16 protein-coding genes are annotated in these 18513 nt (G+C 72.0%); 7 read left to right on the top strand and 9 right to left on the bottom strand.

Annotation, left to right across the window (positions count from 1 at the left end):
• Window positions 1-22: 22 nt before the first annotated feature.
• The gene (locus ACFY0P_RS34670; RefSeq protein ID WP_388922272.1) at window positions 23-1672 is read right to left on the bottom strand and encodes an alkaline phosphatase family protein; all 1650 of its coding nucleotides are present in this window, start codon (window positions 1670-1672) and stop codon (window positions 23-25) included.
• A 169-nt stretch (window positions 1673-1841) separates the two neighbouring features.
• Here ACFY0P_RS34670 and ACFY0P_RS34665 point away from each other — a divergent pair, with 169 nt between their 5' ends.
• A complete protein-coding gene (locus ACFY0P_RS34665; RefSeq protein WP_388922271.1) occupies window positions 1842-2228 on the top strand; it encodes a nitroreductase/quinone reductase family protein in 387 nt (128 codons plus the stop codon).
• A gap of 176 nt (window positions 2229-2404) precedes the next feature.
• Here ACFY0P_RS34665 and ACFY0P_RS34660 read toward each other — a convergent pair whose 3' ends face one another.
• The 7 genes from ACFY0P_RS34660 to ACFY0P_RS34630 all read right to left on the bottom strand — a co-directional run bounded on the left by ACFY0P_RS34660 (window position 2405) and on the right by ACFY0P_RS34630 (window position 10589).
• Window positions 2405-2956: a DUF3455 domain-containing protein gene (locus ACFY0P_RS34660; RefSeq protein WP_388922270.1), complete on the bottom strand. Its 552-nt coding sequence runs from the start codon at window positions 2954-2956 to the stop codon at window positions 2405-2407.
• A 198-nt stretch (window positions 2957-3154) separates the two neighbouring features.
• Window positions 3155-4615, bottom strand: a complete 1461-nt coding sequence (locus ACFY0P_RS34655) for an aldehyde dehydrogenase family protein (protein ID WP_388922268.1) — start codon at window positions 4613-4615, stop codon at window positions 3155-3157.
• Window positions 4612-6342, bottom strand: a complete 1731-nt coding sequence (locus ACFY0P_RS34650) for an amidohydrolase family protein (RefSeq protein ID WP_388922266.1) — start codon at window positions 6340-6342, stop codon at window positions 4612-4614. The genes ACFY0P_RS34655 and ACFY0P_RS34650 overlap by 4 nt, the downstream gene beginning before the upstream one ends.
• 94 nt (window positions 6343-6436) lie before the next feature.
• Window positions 6437-7555: an LLM class flavin-dependent oxidoreductase gene (locus tag ACFY0P_RS34645; RefSeq protein WP_351702659.1), complete on the bottom strand. Its 1119-nt coding sequence runs from the start codon at window positions 7553-7555 to the stop codon at window positions 6437-6439.
• Window positions 7556-7653: 98 nt separating this feature from the next.
• The gene (locus ACFY0P_RS34640; RefSeq protein WP_388922262.1) at window positions 7654-8424 is read right to left on the bottom strand and encodes an SDR family NAD(P)-dependent oxidoreductase; all 771 of its coding nucleotides are present in this window, start codon (window positions 8422-8424) and stop codon (window positions 7654-7656) included.
• A 9-nt stretch (window positions 8425-8433) separates the two neighbouring features.
• Window positions 8434-9357, bottom strand: coding sequence for an LLM class F420-dependent oxidoreductase (locus ACFY0P_RS34635; protein WP_388922259.1), 924 nt, complete (start codon window positions 9355-9357; stop codon window positions 8434-8436).
• A complete protein-coding gene (locus tag ACFY0P_RS34630; RefSeq protein WP_388922256.1) occupies window positions 9354-10589 on the bottom strand; it encodes an amidohydrolase family protein in 1236 nt (411 codons plus the stop codon). The genes ACFY0P_RS34635 and ACFY0P_RS34630 overlap by 4 nt, the downstream gene beginning before the upstream one ends.
• A gap of 44 nt (window positions 10590-10633) precedes the next feature.
• Here ACFY0P_RS34630 and ACFY0P_RS34625 point away from each other — a divergent pair, with 44 nt between their 5' ends.
• The 3 genes from ACFY0P_RS34625 (at window position 10634) to ACFY0P_RS34615 (ending at window position 14311) form a co-directional block, all read left to right on the top strand.
• Window positions 10634-10765, top strand: coding sequence for a hypothetical protein (locus ACFY0P_RS34625; RefSeq protein WP_388922253.1), 132 nt, complete (start codon window positions 10634-10636; stop codon window positions 10763-10765).
• A 113-nt stretch (window positions 10766-10878) separates the two neighbouring features.
• The gene (locus ACFY0P_RS34620) at window positions 10879-13836 is read left to right on the top strand and encodes a BTAD domain-containing putative transcriptional regulator (RefSeq protein WP_388922250.1); all 2958 of its coding nucleotides are present in this window, start codon (window positions 10879-10881) and stop codon (window positions 13834-13836) included.
• 214 nt (window positions 13837-14050) lie between these two features.
• Window positions 14051-14311, top strand: coding sequence for a hypothetical protein (locus tag ACFY0P_RS34615; protein ID WP_388922248.1), 261 nt, complete (start codon window positions 14051-14053; stop codon window positions 14309-14311).
• A 116-nt stretch (window positions 14312-14427) separates the two neighbouring features.
• On the opposite strand, the gene ACFY0P_RS34610 is transcribed toward ACFY0P_RS34615, so the two are convergent.
• Entirely contained in the window at window positions 14428-15996 is a 1569-nt protein-coding gene (locus ACFY0P_RS34610; protein WP_388922245.1) for a FadD3 family acyl-CoA ligase, read from the bottom strand.
• A gap of 96 nt (window positions 15997-16092) precedes the next feature.
• On the opposite strand from ACFY0P_RS34610, the gene ACFY0P_RS34605 reads away from it, so the two are divergent.
• From ACFY0P_RS34605 to ACFY0P_RS34595, 3 genes are read left to right on the top strand one after another with little or no spacing between them, the layout of a single operon-like run.
• A complete protein-coding gene (locus ACFY0P_RS34605) occupies window positions 16093-17256 on the top strand; it encodes a lipid-transfer protein (protein WP_388922242.1) in 1164 nt (387 codons plus the stop codon).
• Window position 17257: 1 nt separating this feature from the next.
• Complete coding sequence (locus ACFY0P_RS34600) at window positions 17258-17671, top strand: Zn-ribbon domain-containing OB-fold protein (protein WP_388922239.1); 414 nt, start codon at window positions 17258-17260, stop codon at window positions 17669-17671.
• Window positions 17668-18441, top strand: a complete 774-nt coding sequence (locus ACFY0P_RS34595; protein ID WP_388922236.1) for an enoyl-CoA hydratase/isomerase family protein — start codon at window positions 17668-17670, stop codon at window positions 18439-18441. The genes ACFY0P_RS34600 and ACFY0P_RS34595 overlap by 4 nt, the downstream gene beginning before the upstream one ends.
• The last annotated feature ends 72 nt before the right edge of the window (window positions 18442-18513 follow it).

Genomic DNA, 18513 nt, shown 5'->3' with positions numbered 1-18513 from the left:
GACGGTGCGGCCCCGGGTCTGGTCAGCGCACCGGCAGCGACCGGGTGTGCTCGATGCGCACGGCGGCCAGGGCCCGCGGGTTCAGGCCGAGCAGCCGCAGCATCGTCGGCGCGATCTGCGTGGTCCGCACCGGAGCGTCGACGCGCACGTCGTGCGGGGTGCCGGCGCCGTAGACGACGAGCGGCACGTCGAGGTCGTCGGCGTGTGCTCCGCCGTGCTCCGCGATCTTGCCCTTGCCGCCGGTGTAGACCACGCCGTACTGGCTGATGCCGAACACGTCGGGCACGCGCGAGTCGCCGGGCCGGGCGTGGAAGTACCGGGCGGCCTCCGTACCGGCGTACACGGTCTTCAGGCCGCTCGCCGTGAACGTCTTGGCGGCTCCGTCGATGCCGTTGCCGGTGCCCGATCGGGCGAGCAGGTAGGCCTTGGCGAACTCGGTGGCGGCCTGGGAACGGTCGCTGAGCCACAGCAGCATGGCGTCGTCGTCCACGGCGTGGGCGACCAGATCACCGGCGCCGGGGTGGGCGGCCTTCCAGGCGGCGTTCAGCCCGTCGAGCAGCGGCCCGTCGTCGATGCGGGTCAGTGCCTTCGGGTCGGTGGGCGACTGGCCGTGCTTGGAAGACAGGATGACGGTGGTGCTTCCGTCGAGACCCCGCTGGTGGATCTCGTCGAGGAAGGCCCCGACCTCCTGGTCGACGAAGTCGAGGTTCTTCGCGAGCAGCGGGCCGGGGGTGCCGGGCGTGGTGTAACCACCCGTCAGGCCGTCGGAGACAGGCAGCTTCTGGGCGGTGGACACGGACTGGAAGTTCATCCCGAAGACCGCCGGGACGCCGGTCCTGTCGGTGCCGCTGTGGTCGTAGCCGTCGATCTCGTTGAGGACTGCCTTCACCTTGTACGCGTCGTACTGCTCGGTGGCCGCGTTGTCCTTCGTCCAGTCCTTGCCGGCCGGGTAACCGATGGCCTGGCTGTTGATCTCGGGCGCGAACAGGTCCTGGATGCCGTCGCCGGACGGCCCGTCGAGGATTTCGTAGGCGACGTGCTTGTCCGACCACGCGGTGCGCAGCCCCGCCTTGCGGGCGACGTCGAAGACCGTGTTCACCTTGAGGTAGGAGTGCGGGTAGACCGGCTTGCAGGTCTTCGGGTCGACGGGCAGCTTCGCCGGGTCGATGAGGGCGGCGGCGTCACCGGTCATGTTCAGGATGCTGCCGGGCAGGCCGGACAGGCCCTGGCCCGCGTCGAGGGAGTTCTGGTCCTTGTCGAGGTCCTCGGTGAGGTCCACCTCGGCGCCCGGCCTGACGCCTGCGCAGTCGGAGGTGCCGGCCGGGAGCAGGGCGTTGCTGTAGGAGTCGTCGTAGTAGACGCCCGTGACGCCCGGGTCCCCGCCGGTCAGCTGCCCCACCATGCCGGGGAAGGAGTCGGAGGGGACGGTGGTTCTCGCATGGGTGTACTCCACGCCGCCGCCGGCCAGGCGGGCGAGCGCGGAACGCGGGTGCCGGGCCACATACCAGGCCAGGTCGGACTGGTGCAGGCCGTCGACCGACAGCAGCAGGACGTGCCGGGAGCGGGACGCGGGGGAGGCCGAGGCGGGACCGGCTGTCGCGGCGGTCAGACCGCCGACGGCGGCGAGCGCGGCGGCGGCAGCCGCGACTGGACGGAGCGGGTGTCGGAACACGGGGTTCTCCTCGAAACTGTGCGGAGCTTGTGCCCCTGCGGGTGACGCACCGCCATTCGAGAAGGAGAACGTGTACGGAACCGGACCTGCGTACCCGATTCTGTCAAAGAACGTCATGTCGGCGCGCAAAGCCCACCGGCCTGTAGCCCACTTCGGAAACAGAGGAACGATGTCCGACCGCAGATTCCGGATCACCACCGCCTTCCAGCGGTACGTCGCCAACCCGCTGACCCGGCTCATGCCCTTCCAGACACTGCTGGAGACCACCGGCCGCGTCTCCGGGCAGCCGCGGCGGACGCCGTTGGGCGGGAAGCGGGTCGGGGACTCCTTCTGGCTGGTGTCGGAGTTCGGGACGAAGTCCCAGTACGTGCGCAACATCCAGGCCGATCCGCGGGTCCGGGTGCGGATCGGCGGGCGGTGGCACTCCGGCACCGCCCACCTGCTCCCCGACGACGACCCGGTCGCCCGGCTGCGCACCCTGCCCAAGGGCAACAGCATGGCCGTGAAGGCCCTGGGCACACAGCTCCTGACGATCCGGGTCGACCTGACCGACTGAGCAGGAGCACCCCGAACACGAGCACCCCGAACACGAGCGCCCCGAACAGGAGCGCCCCGAAGGGGCGCTGGGGGTACCCCCGGCCGAAGGCTGGGGGAGGAACTGCGCGACAAGCCACGACGACGTTGCAGCCGACAGACGGCAGACGGCTTATCGCGGCGCTTCCAGCGGAGCGCTCAGCTCGCCTTGTAGAACGCGTACGTCGCCGAGTACGGCACCGAGATCTGGTCCGTGCCGGTGCACGCCGCCGCCGGGGCCACGCCGCCCTCCGTGTCCAGGCGCTGGACGTAGGTGACGCCCTCGAAGGTCCCGGCGCCGCGGGTGGCCGTGGCCTTCAGGAGCAGCTCGGGGACGGCGCCGTCCTTCGCGGAGGTGGCGACCGCTGAGGCGTTGACGGCGCTGCCGTCGACCGTGGAGACCCAGACCGGGCCACGGGAGTGCAGGGCGACGGGGCGGTGGGCGCGGTCCCGCTTGTCGGAGAGGGTGGCGGCGGGCTCCAGGAGCTTCCAGGCGCCGTCGGTGCAGGTGTAGGTCTGCACGCCGTGCGCGGAGTACACGCCGGTCAGCTTGTTGCCGTCGGGCACCGCGAGCGCGGCGGGGGCGTGCACGGCCGGGAGGTGGGCGGGCTGCGCGGAGTAGGCCTGGACGGCGGTCGTCCCGAGCAGGGTGACGCCGGCCGCGGCGGCGACGGCCGTGGTGGTCAGGGCGATCTTCTTGGCGAGCTTCATGGAGTGGGCTCCAAGGATGTCGTGCGTGTTCCGGGAAGGGAGCGGCCGGACGTCGACGACTCGGAAACCGGCCGTCCCCCTTGTCGAGTCCGGACGCTACGGATCCGCCACCCGGTCCGGGGCCGGTTTCACGATCTCTGCCCACACGGGACACCTCGCAGATCCCCAAGGGGCAGCCGTAGGGCCCTTGTTGTCACCTCAGCCGGGCCAGACGATCGCCTGCACCTCGCTGTAGGCGTGCAGGGCGTAGGAGCCCACGTCCCGGCCCACCCCGCTCTTCTTGAACCCGCCGAACGGCGCCTCCATGTTCCGCCCCACGGTGTTGATCCCGACCCCGCCCGCCCGCAAACGCCGCGCCACCCGGAAGGCCCGGGCCACGTCCCCGGACCAGACGTAGTCGATGAGGCCGTAGTCGGAGTCGTTGGCGAGGGCGATGCCCTCCTCCTCGTCGTCGAAGGGGACGACGGAGACGACCGGGCCGAAGATCTCCTCGCGGGCCACCCGCATGTCGTTCGTGCAGTCGGCGAGGACCGTGGGAGGCACATAGAACCCCTTCGCCGGCAGCGGGCGTTCGCCGTCGGACACCACCGTCGCCCCCTCCTTCCTGCCGAGTTCGACGTACGACTCGACGCGTGCCCGGTGCTCGGCGGTGATCAACGGCCCGACCACGGTGTCCGGCGCGGCCGGGTCGCCCACCGTCAACCGCCCCGCGTACGCGGCCAGTCCGTCCACCAGCCGGTCGTACAGCCCCCGCTGCACCAGCACCCGGGTGGGCGCCGTGCAGATCTGCCCGCTGTAGAAGGAGAAGGTGGTGCCGATCCCGGCCACCGCCGAGCCGACGTCCGCGTCGTCGAAGACGACCGCCGCGCCCTTGCCGCCCAGCTCCATCAACTGGCGTTTCATGTCCCGCCCGCACACCTCGGCGATGCGCTGCCCGACGGCCGTGGAGCCGGTGAAGCTCACCATGTCGACGTCGGGGGACGCCACGGCCGCCTCGCCGACGGCGGTGGACCGGCCGGAGACGACGTTCACCACGCCCGGCGGGGCGCCCGCCGCCTCCAGCGCCTCCGCCATCCGGTAGACGGAGAGAGGGTCCTGCGGGGCCGGTTTCACGACCACCGTGTTGCCCATCGCCAGCGCCGGCGCGACCTTGCCCGCCGGGTTGGCCCACGGGTTGTTGTACGAGGTGATGCAGCTGACCACCCCGACCGGCTGGCGTACGGCCAGCGCGCCCATGACGCCGGCCTTCCCGATCGGCCCGGCTTCGTTGATCTGCGGCGGGATCGGCCACTCGGCCGGCTCGACGGTCGCGTACCGGCGGAACCGGGCCACCGCCACCCCGACCTGCATCGCGCGGGCGGTGGCGGTGGTCGCGCCCGTCTCGGCGCGGGCGAGGTCCGCGTGCTCGCCGAGCCGCCCGCGGATGATGTCGGCGGCCCGGCCGAGCACCGCGGCCCGCTCCCCCGCGGGCGTCCGCGACCAGGCCCCGAACGCCTCCCGGGCGGCCGCACAGGCCGCCAGCACCTGTTCCCGGGAGGCCTCCGGCGCCCGGCCCACGGTCTCCTCGGTCGCCGGGTCGACGACCTCGTAGTACCCGTCGTCGGGCGCGACCCACCGGCCCCCGAGGAACAGCCGCTGCCCGTCCGCCGCCTCGCTCACCGGGTGCTCACCGTCCTGGTGTCCCGCCCGGAGCGCAGCACCTTCCCCGGTACGGCCCCGCTCACCACGTCGTCCCGGATGGCCTCGACGCCGTTGACCCAGACCGCCCGTACCCCGATCGCCTTCGCGTCCAGGCGCGGGCTGTCTCCCGGCAGGTCGTGCACCAGGGTGGCCTGGCCGGCGGCGATCCGCTCCGGGTCGAAGAGCACGAGGTCCGCATGCCAGCCCTCCGCGATCCGGCCCCGCTCCCGCAGGCCGAAGAGCCGGGCGGGATCGTCGGTCAGCATCTTCACGGCCTGTTCGAGGCCGAGCAGCTTCCGGCCGCGCAGGCAGTCGCCGATGAAACGGGTGGTGTACGGGGCCCCGCACATCCGGTCCAGATGCGCCCCGGCGTCCGACCCGCCGAGCATGACGTCCTCGTGCTGCCAGGTCTCGGCGCGCAGCGCCCAGGAGGCCGGGTCGTTGTCGGTGGGCATGGGCCACAGGACGGTGCGGAGGTCGTCGGCGGCGCAGATCTCGACCAGGGTGCGGAAGGGGTCCTGGCCCCGCTCCTGTGCTATGTCACGTACCACCCGTCCCGTCAGCCCGGCGTTCGCCTCGCTGTACGTGTCCCCGATGACGTACCGCCCGAAGTTCGCCAGCCGCCGGAAGACCCCGGCCTCCTTGGACTGGGCCCGCGCCAGCATCTCCGCCCGTACGTCCGGATCGCGCAGCTTCTCGATCCGCTCCGGAACCGGCAGCCCGAGGATCGGCCCCCATCCGGGGATGAGGTTCAGCGCGCAGAAGGTGCCGAGCGACATGTTCATCGGCGTGAGGATCGGCATGGTCAGCGCCACGACCCTGCCGCCCGCCTTCCGGGCCCGCTCGCTTGCCTGGAGCTGCCGCGGCACCCTCTCCGGCACGGCGGCGTCGACCGTCAGCACGTTCCAGTTCAGGGGCCGCCCTGCGACCGCGCTCATCTCGGCGAACAGCTCGATCTCGGCGTCGCTGAACTGGTCGAGACACCCGGCGACGATCGCCTCGATCTGCGTCCCCTCGTGCTCCCCGACGGCCTTCGACAGGGCCAGCAGTTCGGCGGGGAGCGCGTGCCGGGAGGCGACCGGCTGCCCGTCCCCGTCGGAGTGCGTGCTGGACTGGGTGGTGGAGAAACCCCACGCCCCGGCGTCCATGGCCTCGTGCAACAGCCGTACGATCTCGGCGAGTTGCTCCTCACTCGGCTGCCCGCCCACCGCGTCGGGCCCCATCACGTACCGGCGCAGGGCACAGTGCCCCACCATGAACCCGGCGTTGACGGCGATCCGCCCGTCGAGCGCGTCCAGGTACTCCCCGAAGGAGTTCCAGCTCCAGGGCGCCCCTTCCTCCAGGGCGACCAGGGACATCCCCTCGACCTTGGACATCATGCGGCGGGTGTAGTCGGCGTCGGCGGGGCGGGCGGGGTTGAGCGGGGCGAGGGTGAAGCCACAGTTGCCCGCCGCGACCGTGGTCACCCCGTGATTCAACGAAGGTGTCGCATACGGGTCCCAGAAGAGCTGGGCGTCGTAGTGGGTGTGCGGATCGACGAACCCGGGCGCGAGCACGAGCCCGGCGGCGTCCTCGGTGGTGCGGGATTCCTCGGTGACGGTTCCGATGACGGCGATCCGACCGTCGCGGATACCGACGTCGGCGGTGAAGGCGGGCGCGCCGGTCCCGTCGACAACCGTCGCCCCTTTGATGACGTGATCAAGCATGGGCTCACCTCCTGGTATGCGGCAGGACTGCCTACCTAGGGGCGCGGGGAACTGCGCGACCAGCCACAACGCACCCGCACCCGCCAACGCACGCTCAAGCCCCCTGACGGAACCGCGTAGTTCGGTGCACAGGATCCGTGTCGATCTTCGGAATCACGTGCTCCCCGATCAACCGGATCGTCTGCAGCGTCTCCTCCTTCGGCACCCCCACCGGCAACCCGAAGCTCAGCTGGTCGGCGCCCGCCTGCTCCCAGCGCTTGCACTGCCGCAGCACCTCGTCGGGGTCGCCGCAGATCAACAGCTCCTCCTCCACGAGGAGTTCGACGAACTCGGGGGTGTACTCGGGCAGCGTCTCCGGCCACACCGGGAACCCCTCGGGCCGCGGGAAGGTGTCGTGGTACCGGAACACCAGGGACGGCAGATAGTGCAGCCCGCCGGACGCCGCGATGCGGATCGCCTCGTCGTGGGTCGGCGCGCAGATCGCCGTCGTCGTCACCATGACGTTGTCGTTGACGAAGTCCCCGACCGGCTCGGCGTTCACGATCGCGGTCTTGTACTGCTCAAGGACCCACTCCATGTCGGAGACCTTCTGGATGCTGAACCCGAGCACCCCGAGCCCCTTCTTCGCCGCCATGGCGTACGACGGCGGCGACCCGGCCGCGTACCACATCGCGGGGTGCGACTTGCCGTACGGCTTCGGCAGCACCTTGCGCGGCGGCAGCTGCCAGTGCTTGCCCTGGAAGCCGACGTACTCGTCCTGGAGCCACATCTTGGGGAACTCGGCGATGGTCTCCTCCCAGATCTCCTTGGTGTAGTTCATGTCGGTCACACCGGGGATGAATCCGAGGATCTCGTGGGAGCCGGCGCCGCGTCCGCTGCCGAACTCGAAGCGGTTGCCGGTGAGGTGGTCGAGCATGGCGACCTTCTCCGCCACCTTGACCGGGTGGTTGACCTGGGCGAGGGGGTTGAAGATCCCGGAGCCGAGGTGGATCCGCTCGGTGGCGTGAGCCAGGTAGCCCAGGTACACGTCGTTGGCGGACAGGTGGGAGTACTCGTCGAGGAAGTGGTGCTCGGAGGCCCAGGCGTACTTGAAGCCGGACTGGTCCGCCTGGATGACGTACTCGGTCTCCTCCATCAGTGCCTTGTGCTCGGCCAGCGGGTCGGTCTCGGCTCGCTTGCCCACGTATCCCTGTACAAAGAGCCCGAATTCCAAGGCGGTTCACCGTCCCATATTTCCTGACGCTCCGTCAGATACCGTTCGTTGGCCGACTGTCGCACCGGCCGCTTCCAGCGTCAATAGCTGACGTACCGTCAGATGACACTGACCCCCGCCAGCCACCCCCCGTCGATCACGAAGGGCTGCCCGGTGATGTACGACGAGTCGTCCGAGGTCAGGAAGAGCGCCAGCCTGGCCACCTCCTCCGCCCGCCCGATCCGGCCCAGCGGCACGAGCTTGCGGTACAGCTCGTCCAGCGCACGGCTCATCTCCGCCGGGTCGGCGGTGGGGTCGAGGCGCGCCGGGTTGGACATCGCGGTGTCGATGGCGCCGGGGCAGATCGCGTTGACGCGTATCCGCCGGTCGGCGAGTTCCAGCGCGGCGACCCGGGTGAGCCCGAGCACCGCGTGCTTGGTGGCCGCGTAGGTGCCCACCGCGGCCATTCCCGTCAGCGCCGTGTAGGAGGCCGTGTTGACGATGGTCCCCCCGTCGTCCAGTTCGGGCGCCACCGTCTTCATGCCCAGGAAGCAGCCGACCTGGTTGACCTGCACGACCTGCATGAACTCTGCCAGCGGCGTGTCCACGAGCGCGTTGAAGCGCAGGATGCCGGCGTTGTTCACCAGCCCGTCGAGACGGCCGTACGCCCTCTTCGCGGCGGCGACGGCGGCCTGCCACTCCTCCTCCACCCCCACGTCCAGGTGGACGTAGGCCGCCCCGATCTCCTTGGCGAGGGCCTCGCCCAGGTCGTCCAGCACGTCGGCGACGACGACTCTCGCGCCCTCCGCGACGAAGAGCCGCGCCTCCTGCTCGCCCTGTCCGCGCGCCGCCCCGGTGACGATGACGACCCGCCCGTCCAGCTTGCCCATGCCACTCCCTCAGGTGAGAAGGGGCGCGACGTCCGCCCCGAACGCCTCGATCTGGTCGATGAGTTCGGCCCGGCTCCGGCTGCGGAACCGCACCTGGATCTGGTGCACGCCCAGCTCCCCGTACGCCCGCAGCGACTCGGCGAGGGCCTCGGGGGCACCGCTGAGGGTGCGGCGGCCCACCGCCCAGTCCGGTGTGCCGACGTACAGCGGTTCGGTGATCGCGCCGACGGTGATCGGCTCCTCGATGCCCGCCTCCTCGCGCAGCCGCCGCAGCCGGGCGATCTGGGCGGGGAGCCGGTCCCGCGGGTCGCCCTGCGGCAGCCAGCCGTCGCCCCTGAGCGCGGCCCGCCGCACCGCGGCCGGCGACGATCCGCCGACCCACACCGGCACCCGTTCCTGCGTGGGCCGGGGCCGCTGCCCGAGCCCCTCGAAGTCGTAGAACTTGCCGTGGTGGGAGGAGAACTCGTCCGGCCCGAGCGCGGCGCGCAACGCGTCGATCGCCTCGTCCAGCACCGCCCCGCGCTGCCCGAAGTCCACCCCCAGCACCTCGAACTCCTCCCGCACGTGCCCGGCGCCGACGCCGAGGATCAGGCGGCCGCCGGAGAGGTGGTCGAGGGTCGCGTACTGCTTGGCGGAGAGCAGGGGATGCCGGAGCCCCACGACGGCGACGTGGCTGAGCAGCCGTACCCGCTCGGTCACGGCGGCCAGGTGGGCGAGGGTGGCCACCGGGTCGTACCAGACCGTGCTCATGGCCTCGGCCAGCCGGCGCGGGATCGCCACGTGGTCGCAGACGGCGAGGTAGGCGAAGCCGGCCCGGTCGACGGCTCGCGCGATCTCGACCAGGTCCGCGGCGCCGGCCCCGGCCTCCCAGCCCTCGGCGTAGATGGTCGACTGGGACTGGACGGGGAGCTGGATGCCGTAGTCGGGATTCACCGGGGACCGCCCCACAGCCCCTCGGGGGTCAGCCCCAGCAGCTCGATCGCGTTGCCGCGGACGATCCGCTCCACCACGTCCGGCGCCAGATGGCCCATCTGCGCCTCGCCGACCTCCCGCGACTTCGGCCACGTGGAGTCGGAGTGCGGGTAGTCGGTCTCGTACAGCACGTTGCCGAGGCCGATCGCGTCCAGGTTCTTCAGGCCGAAGGCGTCGTCGAAGAAGCAGCCGTAGACGTGCTCGGCGAAGAGTTCGGAGGGCGGCCGGTGCACCTTGTCGGCGACCCCGCCCCAGCCCCGGTTCTCCTCCCACACCACGTCGGCGCGCTCCAGTATGTAGGGGATCCAGCCGATCTGGCCCTCCGCGTACATCACCTTGAGGTGGGGGAAGCGCTCGAACTTGCCGCTCATCAGCCAGTCGACCATCGAGAAGCAGCAGTTGGCGAACGTGATGGTGGAGCCGACGGCGGGCGGGGCGTCGGCGGAGGTGGAGGGCATCCGGCTGCTGGAGCCGATGTGCATGGCGACGACCGTGCCGGTCTCGTCGCAGGCGGCGAGGAAGGGGTCCCAGTCGTCGGTGTGGACGGAGGGCAGCCCGAGGTGCGGGGGTATCTCGGAGAAGGCGACGGCGCGGACCCCGCGGGCCGCGTTGCGGCGGACCTCGGCGGCGGCCAGCTCGGCGTCCCACAGCGGGATGAGGATGAGAGGGATGAGCCGCCCCCGGGCCGACGGGCCGCACCACTCCTCCACCATCCAGTCGTTGTAGGCCTGGACGCAGAGCAGGGCCAGCTCGCGGTCCTCGGCCTCGGTGAAGGTCTGCCCGCAGAAGCGCGGGAAGGTCGGGAAGCAGAGCGCGGACTGGACGTGGTTGACGTCCATGTCGGCGAGCCGCTGCGGCACGTCGTAGGACCCCGCCCGCATCTGCTCGTACGTGATCACTTCGAGCTTGATCTCGTCCCTGCCGTAGCCGACGGCGGTGTCGAGGCGGGTGAGGGGGCGGTGCAGGTCCTCGTAGATCCACCAGTCGCCGATGGGGCCGTCCTCACCCGGTTTGCCCATGACCGGCTTGAAGCGGCCGCCGAGAAAACTCATTTCCCTCAGCGGGGCCCGGACGATGCGCGGACCGGTGTCCAGGTACTTCTTCGGGAGGCGGGACTGCCAGACGTCCGGCGGCTCCACGGTGTGGTCGTCGACGGAGATGATCAGCGGGAAGGTGCCGTCCTGGGTGTCCATGGCGCTCACGGTAGCGCCGATCTGACGAACCGTCAGCTAGTGTGATGACGGTTCGTCAGGCAGGGCGGGCGTGCGCCGCGGGCGCGTTCACGGACTCCGGCGCGGAGGACGCCGAGCCGCCCGCGGAATCGTTCCGCCACGAGTCGGCCCTGCTGGCGGCGGCCGCCGCCGTGTGAAGACCGTGTGGACCACCGCGTGTCGCCGTGTGATCGGTATCTCCCCCGGCTGACGCAACCCGCCCGGACAAGGCAGACTGACGGGGTGAAGCGGGATGTCTAGGGGGACGGGCATGGACGGTGGACCGCGGGTGCCGGAGCAGCGGCGTGCCTCCTCCTCGACGGAGGCGGCGGCGTTGCGCTTCAGCGTGCTCGGTCCGGTGCGCGCCTGGCGTGCCGAGGAACCGCTCAACACCGGCTCCCCGCAGCAACGCGCGCTGCTCGCCGCCCTTTTGCTGCGCGAGGGCCGCACGGCGACCGCGGCGGAGCTGATCGACGCACTGTGGGGTCCCGAGCCGCCGTCGCAGGCGCTGGCGGCGGTGCGCACCTACGCGTCCCGGCTGCGGAAGGTCCTGGACTCCGGCGTCCTGGTCAGCGAGTCCGGCGGCTATGCGGTCCGCGGGCTGGGCGAGGGCGCCCTGGACCTGGCGGTCGCACAGGATCTGGCTGCGGAGGCGGAGAAGGCGAGGAGCGCCGGGGACCTGTACCAGGCACGGGAGGTGCTCGGGCGGGCGCTGGCCCAGTGGGACGGCGAGCCGCTGGCCGGTGTGCCGGGGCCGTACGCGGAGACCCAGCGGGTGCGCCTGGACGAGCTGCGGCTGCAACTCCTGGAAGCCCGGCTGGACATGGACCTGGAGCAGGGCTGCCACGCGGAGGCCGTCTCCGAGCTGACGGCACTCACCGCGGCCCACCCCCTCCGCGAGCGCTTCCGCGAACTCCTCATGCTCGCCCTGTACCGCAGCGGCCGCCAGGCGGAGGCCCTCGCGGTGTACGCGGACACCCGCCGCCTGCTGGCGGAGGAGCTGGGCGTCGACCCGCGCCCCGGCCTGCGCGAACTCCAGCAGCGCATCCTCCAGGCCGACCCGGCCCTGGCGGAGCCCTCGACCCCGGCGCCGGAACCCGCCGCCGTCCAGGTCCGCCCCGCCCAGCTCCCCGCCACCGTCCCCGACTTCACCGGACGCGCCGCCTTCGTCACGGAGCTGAGCGAGGTGCTGGCGTCGGCCGAGGGCCGGGTGATGGCCGTATCGGCGCTGGCGGGCATCGGGGGCGTCGGCAAGACGACCCTCGCCGTGCACGTCGCCCACCAGGCCCGGTCCGCCTTCCCGGACGGCCAGCTGTACGTGGACCTGCAGGGCGCGGGCCCCCGCGCCGCGGAGCCGGAGACGGTCCTGGGATCCTTCCTGCGCGCCCTGGGCACGCCGGATGCGTCCATCCCCGACTCGCTGGAGGAGCGTTCGGCACTGTACCGCTCGGTCCTGGACGGCCGCCGGGTCCTCGTCCTCCTCGACAACGCGAAGGACGCGGCCCAGGTACGCCCCCTGCTCCCCGGCACGGAGGGCTGCGCGGCCCTGGTCACCGCCCGGGTACGGATGGTGGACCTGGCCGGGGCGCACCTGGTGGACCTGGACGTGATGTCCCCCGACGAGGCGTTGCAGCTGTTCACGAAGATCGTCGGTGCGGAGCGGGTCGCCGCCGAGCGCGAGGCGGCCCTCGACGTGGTGGCGGCCTGCGGTTTCCTCCCGCTCGCCATCCGCATCGCCGCGTCCCGCCTGGCGGCCCGCCGCACCTGGACGGTCTCGGTGCTGGCGGCGAAGCTCGCCGACGAACGCCGCCGCCTGGACGAACTCCAGGCCGGCGACCTCGCGGTGAAGGCGACGTTCGAACTGGGCTACGGCCAGCTGGAGCCGGCCCAGGCCCGGGCGTTCCGCCTCCTCGGCCTGGCGGACGGCCCGGACATCTCGCTCGCGGCGGCAGCGGCCGTACTCGATCTGCCGGCGGCGGCGACCGAGGACCTGCTGGAGGCCCTGGTCGACACCTCACTGCTGGAATCGGCGGCTCCGGGCCGCTACCGCTTCCACGACCTCGTACGGCTCTACGCGCGCGCATGCGCGGAACGGGACGAGCAGCCGCCTGGTGAGCGGGAGTCGGCGATGTCGCGGTTGCTGGACTTCTATCTGGCCACGGCGGCGGGGGTGTACGCGATCGAGCGCCCGGGGGAACGCGTACTGGACCATCTGAGCCGGAACACCTACCCGGGCCTCACCTTCACCAACCGGGACAAAGCGCTGGACTGGTTGTTCACCGAGGCGAGCGGCCTGCTGGCGGCCGTACAGCAGGCCGGTACGGCGGGCAGGCTGCGTCGGGCGGCCGATCTCCTCGTCGCGGCCGTCGACCTCGGGGAGTCCGGGATCGGCGCACGCCAGTACGTCCAGGCCGCCAGTGCGGTGATCTCGGCCGCCCAGCAGCACGGCGACGCCTACGCCGAGGGCCGCGCCCGTCTCATGCACAGTCATCTCCTCGGTTTCTTCGGTCAGTTCACCGAGTCGGATCGGGAGGCGAGCGTGGCCCTCCGGCTCGGTCTCGCCGCCGGGGATCCCGTCGTGTGTGCCCAGGCACCCAACCAGCAGGGCATCATCGCCCTCTACAACATGCGGCACGACGAGGCCGAGCAACATCTCACGCAGGCCCTGGCCGCCTTCCGGGCCGACCGGAACACGCCGGGTGAGGCCAGCGCCCTGTGCAATCTGTCCCGGGTCCACCTGGCAACCGGCCGTACCGAGAGCGCCGTCTCCCTGGCTCGCCAGGGGGTCACTATCTACGAACGCGACGACACCGGCATGGCCCTGCGCCTGGCCAACGGCAAGTACGCGCTGGGGCTCGCGCTGACCAGCGCGGGCGAGACGCAGCTGGCCCTGGAGACCCTCACCGACGCCCTGCGCATGTTCCAGGACGCGCGACAGCAACTGTGGCATGGCATGACGCTCTTCCGGATTGCCGAACTCCACCTGGTCGACCACAGCGCCGCGAAGGCCGCGGCATGCGCGGAACAATCGCTGGCCGTGCTGCACGGCATCGGCGGTGAGTGGCGCCGCGCCAACATCCTCACGGCCCTGGGCCGCGGTCTGCACGGCATCGGCCAGACCGATCGCGCGAAGGTCTGCTGGCAGGAGGCACTGGCGGTCTTCGAAGCATCGGGTGCACCGGAGGCGGCGGACGTGCGGGGGCTGCTGGCGTCCGCCCCCGTGGGCTAGGCCCGCTCCAGGAACCGCACCCGCGTTCATCGTTCGTTTATCGCCGCCCGGCACTCTCAGTGGTGCCGGACCGTCGCGTCGGGGGGCAGACGGCTCGGTGCGATGGCCGCACCACTAGGGTGAACGGCCATGCGATGCCCGCCCGGTGGCGCTCGGGGGAGTGACCGGGCGGGCATCTCCCGCTTCGAACCATCCTGTTCATTAGGAGTCACACATGGCCGACAACACCGGGACCGTCAAGCCCGACGACTTCCACGCCACGAGCGAGCCGGCCGACACCGCCGCTGCTCTCGTCATCGACCCGAAGCCGGACTTCGACCCGGCGGCCGCTCCGACCGCCGCCACGAAGCCGGCCACGGACACCGCGACCGCCCCGGCCACCGGCAAGGGCGACATAGCCAGCAAGGACTTCCACGCCACGTCCGAACCGCTGAACTCCCCCGCCGACTTCCACGCGACGGACGAGAAGGCCTGACAGACCACACCCGGACGGGGACGGCCGCGGCGGCGCGGAGGGGGAGCCGCCGCGGCCGAGGTGTGTCCGGGTACCCGCAAGCGGCACCCGCACGACAGCACCCGCACCCACCCCGCCTAGCCGGCCCGCAGCTCCCCCTTCACCACCTTCCCGCCGGCGTTGCGCGGCAGCTCCGTCACGAACTCCACCGTCCGCGGCACCTTGTAGTTCGCCATCTCGCGGCGGGCCCAGGCGATGAGGTCGTCGGCCGTCAGCACCGCCCCCGGCCGCCGCACCACGAACGCCTTGCCGACCTCGCCCAGCCGTCCGTCCGGTACGCCGATCACCGCCACGTCCGCCACCTCCGGGTGCAGGCCCAGCAGTTGCTCTATCTCCGCCGGGTAGGCGTTGAAGCCGCCGACGATGAACATGTCCTTGAGGCGGTCGGTGATGCGCAGGTTCCCGGCGGGGTCCAGGACGCCGACGTCGCCGGTGCGCAGCCAGCCGTCCGCCGTCAGCGTCTCGGCGGTCGCCGCCGGGTCCTCGAAGTAGCCGCGCATGACGTTGAACCCGCGGACCAGCACCTCCCCGGCCTCGTCCACCCGCACCTCCGTGCCGGGTATGGCACGGCCCGACGTCGACGCGATCACCGTCGGGTCGTCGCCCCGGCGGCACATGGTCACGATCCCGCTCGCCTCGGAGAGGCCGTAGGCGGTCAGGACCGTCTCGACGCCGAGCTCGCCGCGCAGGCGTTCGACGAGGAGGAGCGGTACGACGGCCGCACCCGTCACCACCAGCCGCAGGGCGGAGAGGTCGTGCGCGTCCCTGGCCGGGTGGTCCAGGAGGGACTGGTGGAGGGTCGGCGGGCCGGGCAGGACGGACACCCGCTCCGCCGCCACGTTGGCCAGGACCGTCGCCACGTCGAAGACCGGCTGCGGGATCATCGTCGCCCCGCGCATCAGGCACGCGATCACCCCGGCCTTGTAGCCGAAGGTGTGGAAGAAGGGGTTGACGATCAGGTAGCGGTCGCCGGTGCGCAGGCCCGCCAGGTCCGCCCAGATCTCGTACGCCCGCAGGGTCTGCGCATGGGTGATCATCGCACCCTTCGGACGGCCGGTCGTACCGGAGGTGAAGATGATGTCGGAGAGGCAGGTGCCGTCCAGCCCGGCCGACCGCGCGGACACTTCACCGGCGCCGACCCCCTCCCCGGCCGCCAGGAAGTCCTTCCAGGTGCGGAAGCCGACGGGCGCGTCCTCCGACAGCACCACCACGTCCCGGAGGGACGGCAGTCGTGGGAGGGGGCCGCTCCCGTCCCCCTCCCCCGCCGCCCTCCGCAGCGACGCCACGTACGAGGTCCCCAGGAACGTCCCCGTCACGAACAGCAGCCGGGCCCCGCTCCTGCGCAGCACGTCCGCCGCCTCCGTGCCCTTGAAGCGGGTGTTCAGCGGGACCAGCACCCCGCCCGCCGACACCGCGCCCAGCGCCGCGACGATCCACTCCAGGGAGTTCGGCGCCCAGATCCCCACCCGGTCGCCCGCCTCGACACCGGCGGCCAGGCAGGCGGCCGCGGCCCGTTCCACCCGGGCGCCCAGTTCGGCGTACGTGATCCGGGTGCGGCCGTCCACCACCGCCTCGACGTCCGCGTACCGCGTCGCCGCCGACCGCACCAGCCCCGGAACGGTCCCCCACTCCATGTCACCGCGCACAACCGGCCTCCCCGGACACATAGCTGACTGTCCGTCAGATTAGCTGTAGCCTGACGACCTGTCAGCAAGCCGCGACAGCCGTGGAGGTGCGGGCACATGGCCGGTCTCAGAGGCGTCAAGGACGCCACCGCCATCGTCGGGATCGGGCAGACCCCCTTCGCCAAACGGCTCGACGAGGACGAGAAGACCCTCGCCTGCCGGGCCGTCCTCGCCGCCCTCGACGACGCCGGCATCGCACCCGGCGAGGTCGACGCCCTCGCCTCCTTCACCATGGAGGAGACCGACGAGGTGGAGCTGGCCAAGGCGGTCGGCTTCGGCGACCTGACCTTCTTCAGCAAGGTGGGGTACGGCGGGGGCGGCTCCTGCGCCACGGTCGCGCACCTCGCCGCCGCGATAGCGAGCGGGCAGGCGAGCGTGGGCGTGGCATGGCGGTCGCGGAAGCGGGGCTCCGGCCCCCGGCCCTGGACCAACACCACCGTCCAGCTCCCCACCCCCGCCCAGTGGACCCGCCCCTTCGGCCTGCTCCGGCCCGCCGACGAGATAGCCATGCTCACCCGCCGCTACATGCACGAGTACGGCGCGACCCGCGACCACCTCTTCAACGTGGCCCTCGCCTGCCGCAACCGCGCCAACCAGAACCCGGCCGCCGTCATGTACGACCGCCCCCTCACCCGCGAGATGTACATGACCTCCCGGTGGATCAGCGAGCCCCTCTGCCTCTTCGACAACTGCCTGGAGACGGACGGGGCGCTGGCCTGTGTGGTGGTCGGCAGGGAGCGGGCCAGGGACTGCCGGCACAGGCCCGTCCACATCCACTCGGCCGCCCAGGGCCTGCCCGCCCAGCACCACGGCATGGTCAACTACTGGAACGACGACCCCCTCACCGGCCCCGCCTGGACCGCCGCCCGCCACCTGTGGAAGCACGCCGACCTCACCCCCGACGACGTCGACGTCGCCCAGATCTACGACGCCTTCACCGCCCTGATCCCGCTCTCCCTGGAGGGCTACGGCTTCTGCGGGCGCGGGGAGGGCGGGGCCTTCACCGAGCAGGGCGCCCTGGAGATCGGCGGGCGGCTGCCGATCAACACCGGCGGCGGGGGCCTCAGCGAGGCCTACGTGCACGGCTTCAACCTCATCACCGAGGGCGTCAAGCAGCTGCGCGGCACCAGCACCGCCCAGGTGCCGGGCGCCGCCACCTGCCTGGTCACCGCCGGCGAGGGCGTCCCGACCTCCGCCCTCCTCCTCACCAACCGGAGCTGAGATGCTGCGACCGGCCACCGACACCGACGGCGCCCCCTTCTGGGAGTACGCGGCCCGCGGCGAACTCCGCGTCCAGGCCTGCGCCGACTGCGGCGAGCCCCGCTTCCCGCCCCGCCCCTGCTGCCCGCACTGCCAGTCCTTCGCGAGCAGGTGGCGGCCGACGAGCGGGCGGGGCCGGATCTGGTCGTACGTCGTCCCGCACCCGCCGCTGCTGCCGGAGTACGCGGCGCAGGCTCCGTACAACGTGGTGGTCGTGGAACTCGACGAAGCGCCCCGGATACGGCTGGTGGGCAACGTGGTGAGTGAGGCAGGGGCGCCGCTCAACTCCCTTCCTCCGGACCGGATCCGGATCGGCGCCCGGGTGCAGGCGGTCTTCGCGGACGGTCTGCCGCAGTGGGTCCTGGAGCGGCCGTGAGCCTGCGACTGGACACGGACAAGGAGAGCGGGGTCGCCGTCGTCACCCTCGACCGGCCCGAGCGCCTCAACGCCATCGACCTCGCGACGGCCGCCGAACTCTCCTCCGCCTGGCGGGCGTTGCGCTTCGACGACGCGGTACGCGCCGTCGTGCTCACCGGGGCCGGCGGGCGCGCCTTCAGCACCGGGCTCGACCGGGACGCCGTCGTGCCGCAGCCGTCCTCGCCGTACAGCCAGGACGATCCGCTGATCGCCGTCGGGCCGAAGTCGAACGACCTGTGGAAACCGGTGATCGCGGCGGTGGCCGGGATGGCCTGCGGAGGCGCCTTCTACCTCCTCGGCGAGTGCGACTTCGTCATCGCCGACGAGACCGCGGCCTTCTTCGACCCGCACACCTCCTACGGCATGGTCAGCGCGTACGAGTCGGTGCTGATGGCGCAGCGGATGCCGTACGGGGAAGTGGCCCGGATGGTGCTCATGGGCAACGCCGAGCGGGTCTCCGCGCGGCGGGCGTACGAGGTGGGGCTGGTGTCCGAAGTGACGGCCGCCGGGGAGGCGTTGGCGGCCGCCGTGCGGTGCGCGACCGTGATCGCCGGGTATCCGACGGAGGGGGTGCAGGGGAGCGTGCGGGCGCTGTGGGCGGCGAAGTCGGCGGCCCGCGAGCGGGGCTGGGCCGAGGCCCCGCACCTGATCACGCTCGGCAACCTGCCCGGCGAACGGCAGGCGGAGCTGTTCGCCGACCGGGCGCGTACGGCGCCGCACACCCGCTGAGTCGTCGCGTGGCGGCGTCCGGGACTCGGGCGTAACGTTCGCTGCGGGAGCCGACTCCCACCCCGAGCGACG

This window comes from Streptomyces sp. NPDC001714 (genome assembly GCF_042892755.1).
Lineage (GTDB): Bacteria > Actinomycetota > Actinomycetes > Streptomycetales > Streptomycetaceae > Streptomyces.
Note: the sequence above shows the minus strand (reverse complement) of the source record. Positions and strands in the feature narration are given on the sequence as shown.

What these genes read in the sequence shown, in the direction of transcription:
- ACFY0P_RS34665 (WP_388922271.1), top strand. Translation starts at nt 1,842, where the DNA reads ATGTCCGACCGCAGATTCCGGATCACCACCGCCTTCCAGCGGTACGTC.
- ACFY0P_RS34660 (WP_388922270.1), bottom strand. Translation starts at nt 2,956, where the DNA reads ATGAAGCTCGCCAAGAAGATCGCCCTGACCACCACGGCCGTCGCCGCC.
- ACFY0P_RS34650 (WP_388922266.1), bottom strand. Translation starts at nt 6,342, where the DNA reads ATGCTTGATCACGTCATCAAAGGGGCGACGGTTGTCGACGGGACCGGC.
- ACFY0P_RS34640 (WP_388922262.1), bottom strand. Translation starts at nt 8,424, where the DNA reads ATGGGCAAGCTGGACGGGCGGGTCGTCATCGTCACCGGGGCGGCGCGC.
- ACFY0P_RS34630 (WP_388922256.1), bottom strand. Translation starts at nt 10,589, where the DNA reads ATGGACACCCAGGACGGCACCTTCCCGCTGATCATCTCCGTCGACGAC.
- ACFY0P_RS34625 (WP_388922253.1), top strand. Translation starts at nt 10,634, where the DNA reads ATGACGGTTCGTCAGGCAGGGCGGGCGTGCGCCGCGGGCGCGTTCACG.
- ACFY0P_RS34620 (WP_388922250.1), top strand. Translation starts at nt 10,879, where the DNA reads ATGGACGGTGGACCGCGGGTGCCGGAGCAGCGGCGTGCCTCCTCCTCG.
- ACFY0P_RS34615 (WP_388922248.1), top strand. Translation starts at nt 14,051, where the DNA reads ATGGCCGACAACACCGGGACCGTCAAGCCCGACGACTTCCACGCCACG.
- ACFY0P_RS34605 (WP_388922242.1), top strand. Translation starts at nt 16,093, where the DNA reads ATGGCCGGTCTCAGAGGCGTCAAGGACGCCACCGCCATCGTCGGGATC.
- ACFY0P_RS34600 (WP_388922239.1), top strand. Translation starts at nt 17,258, where the DNA reads ATGCTGCGACCGGCCACCGACACCGACGGCGCCCCCTTCTGGGAGTAC.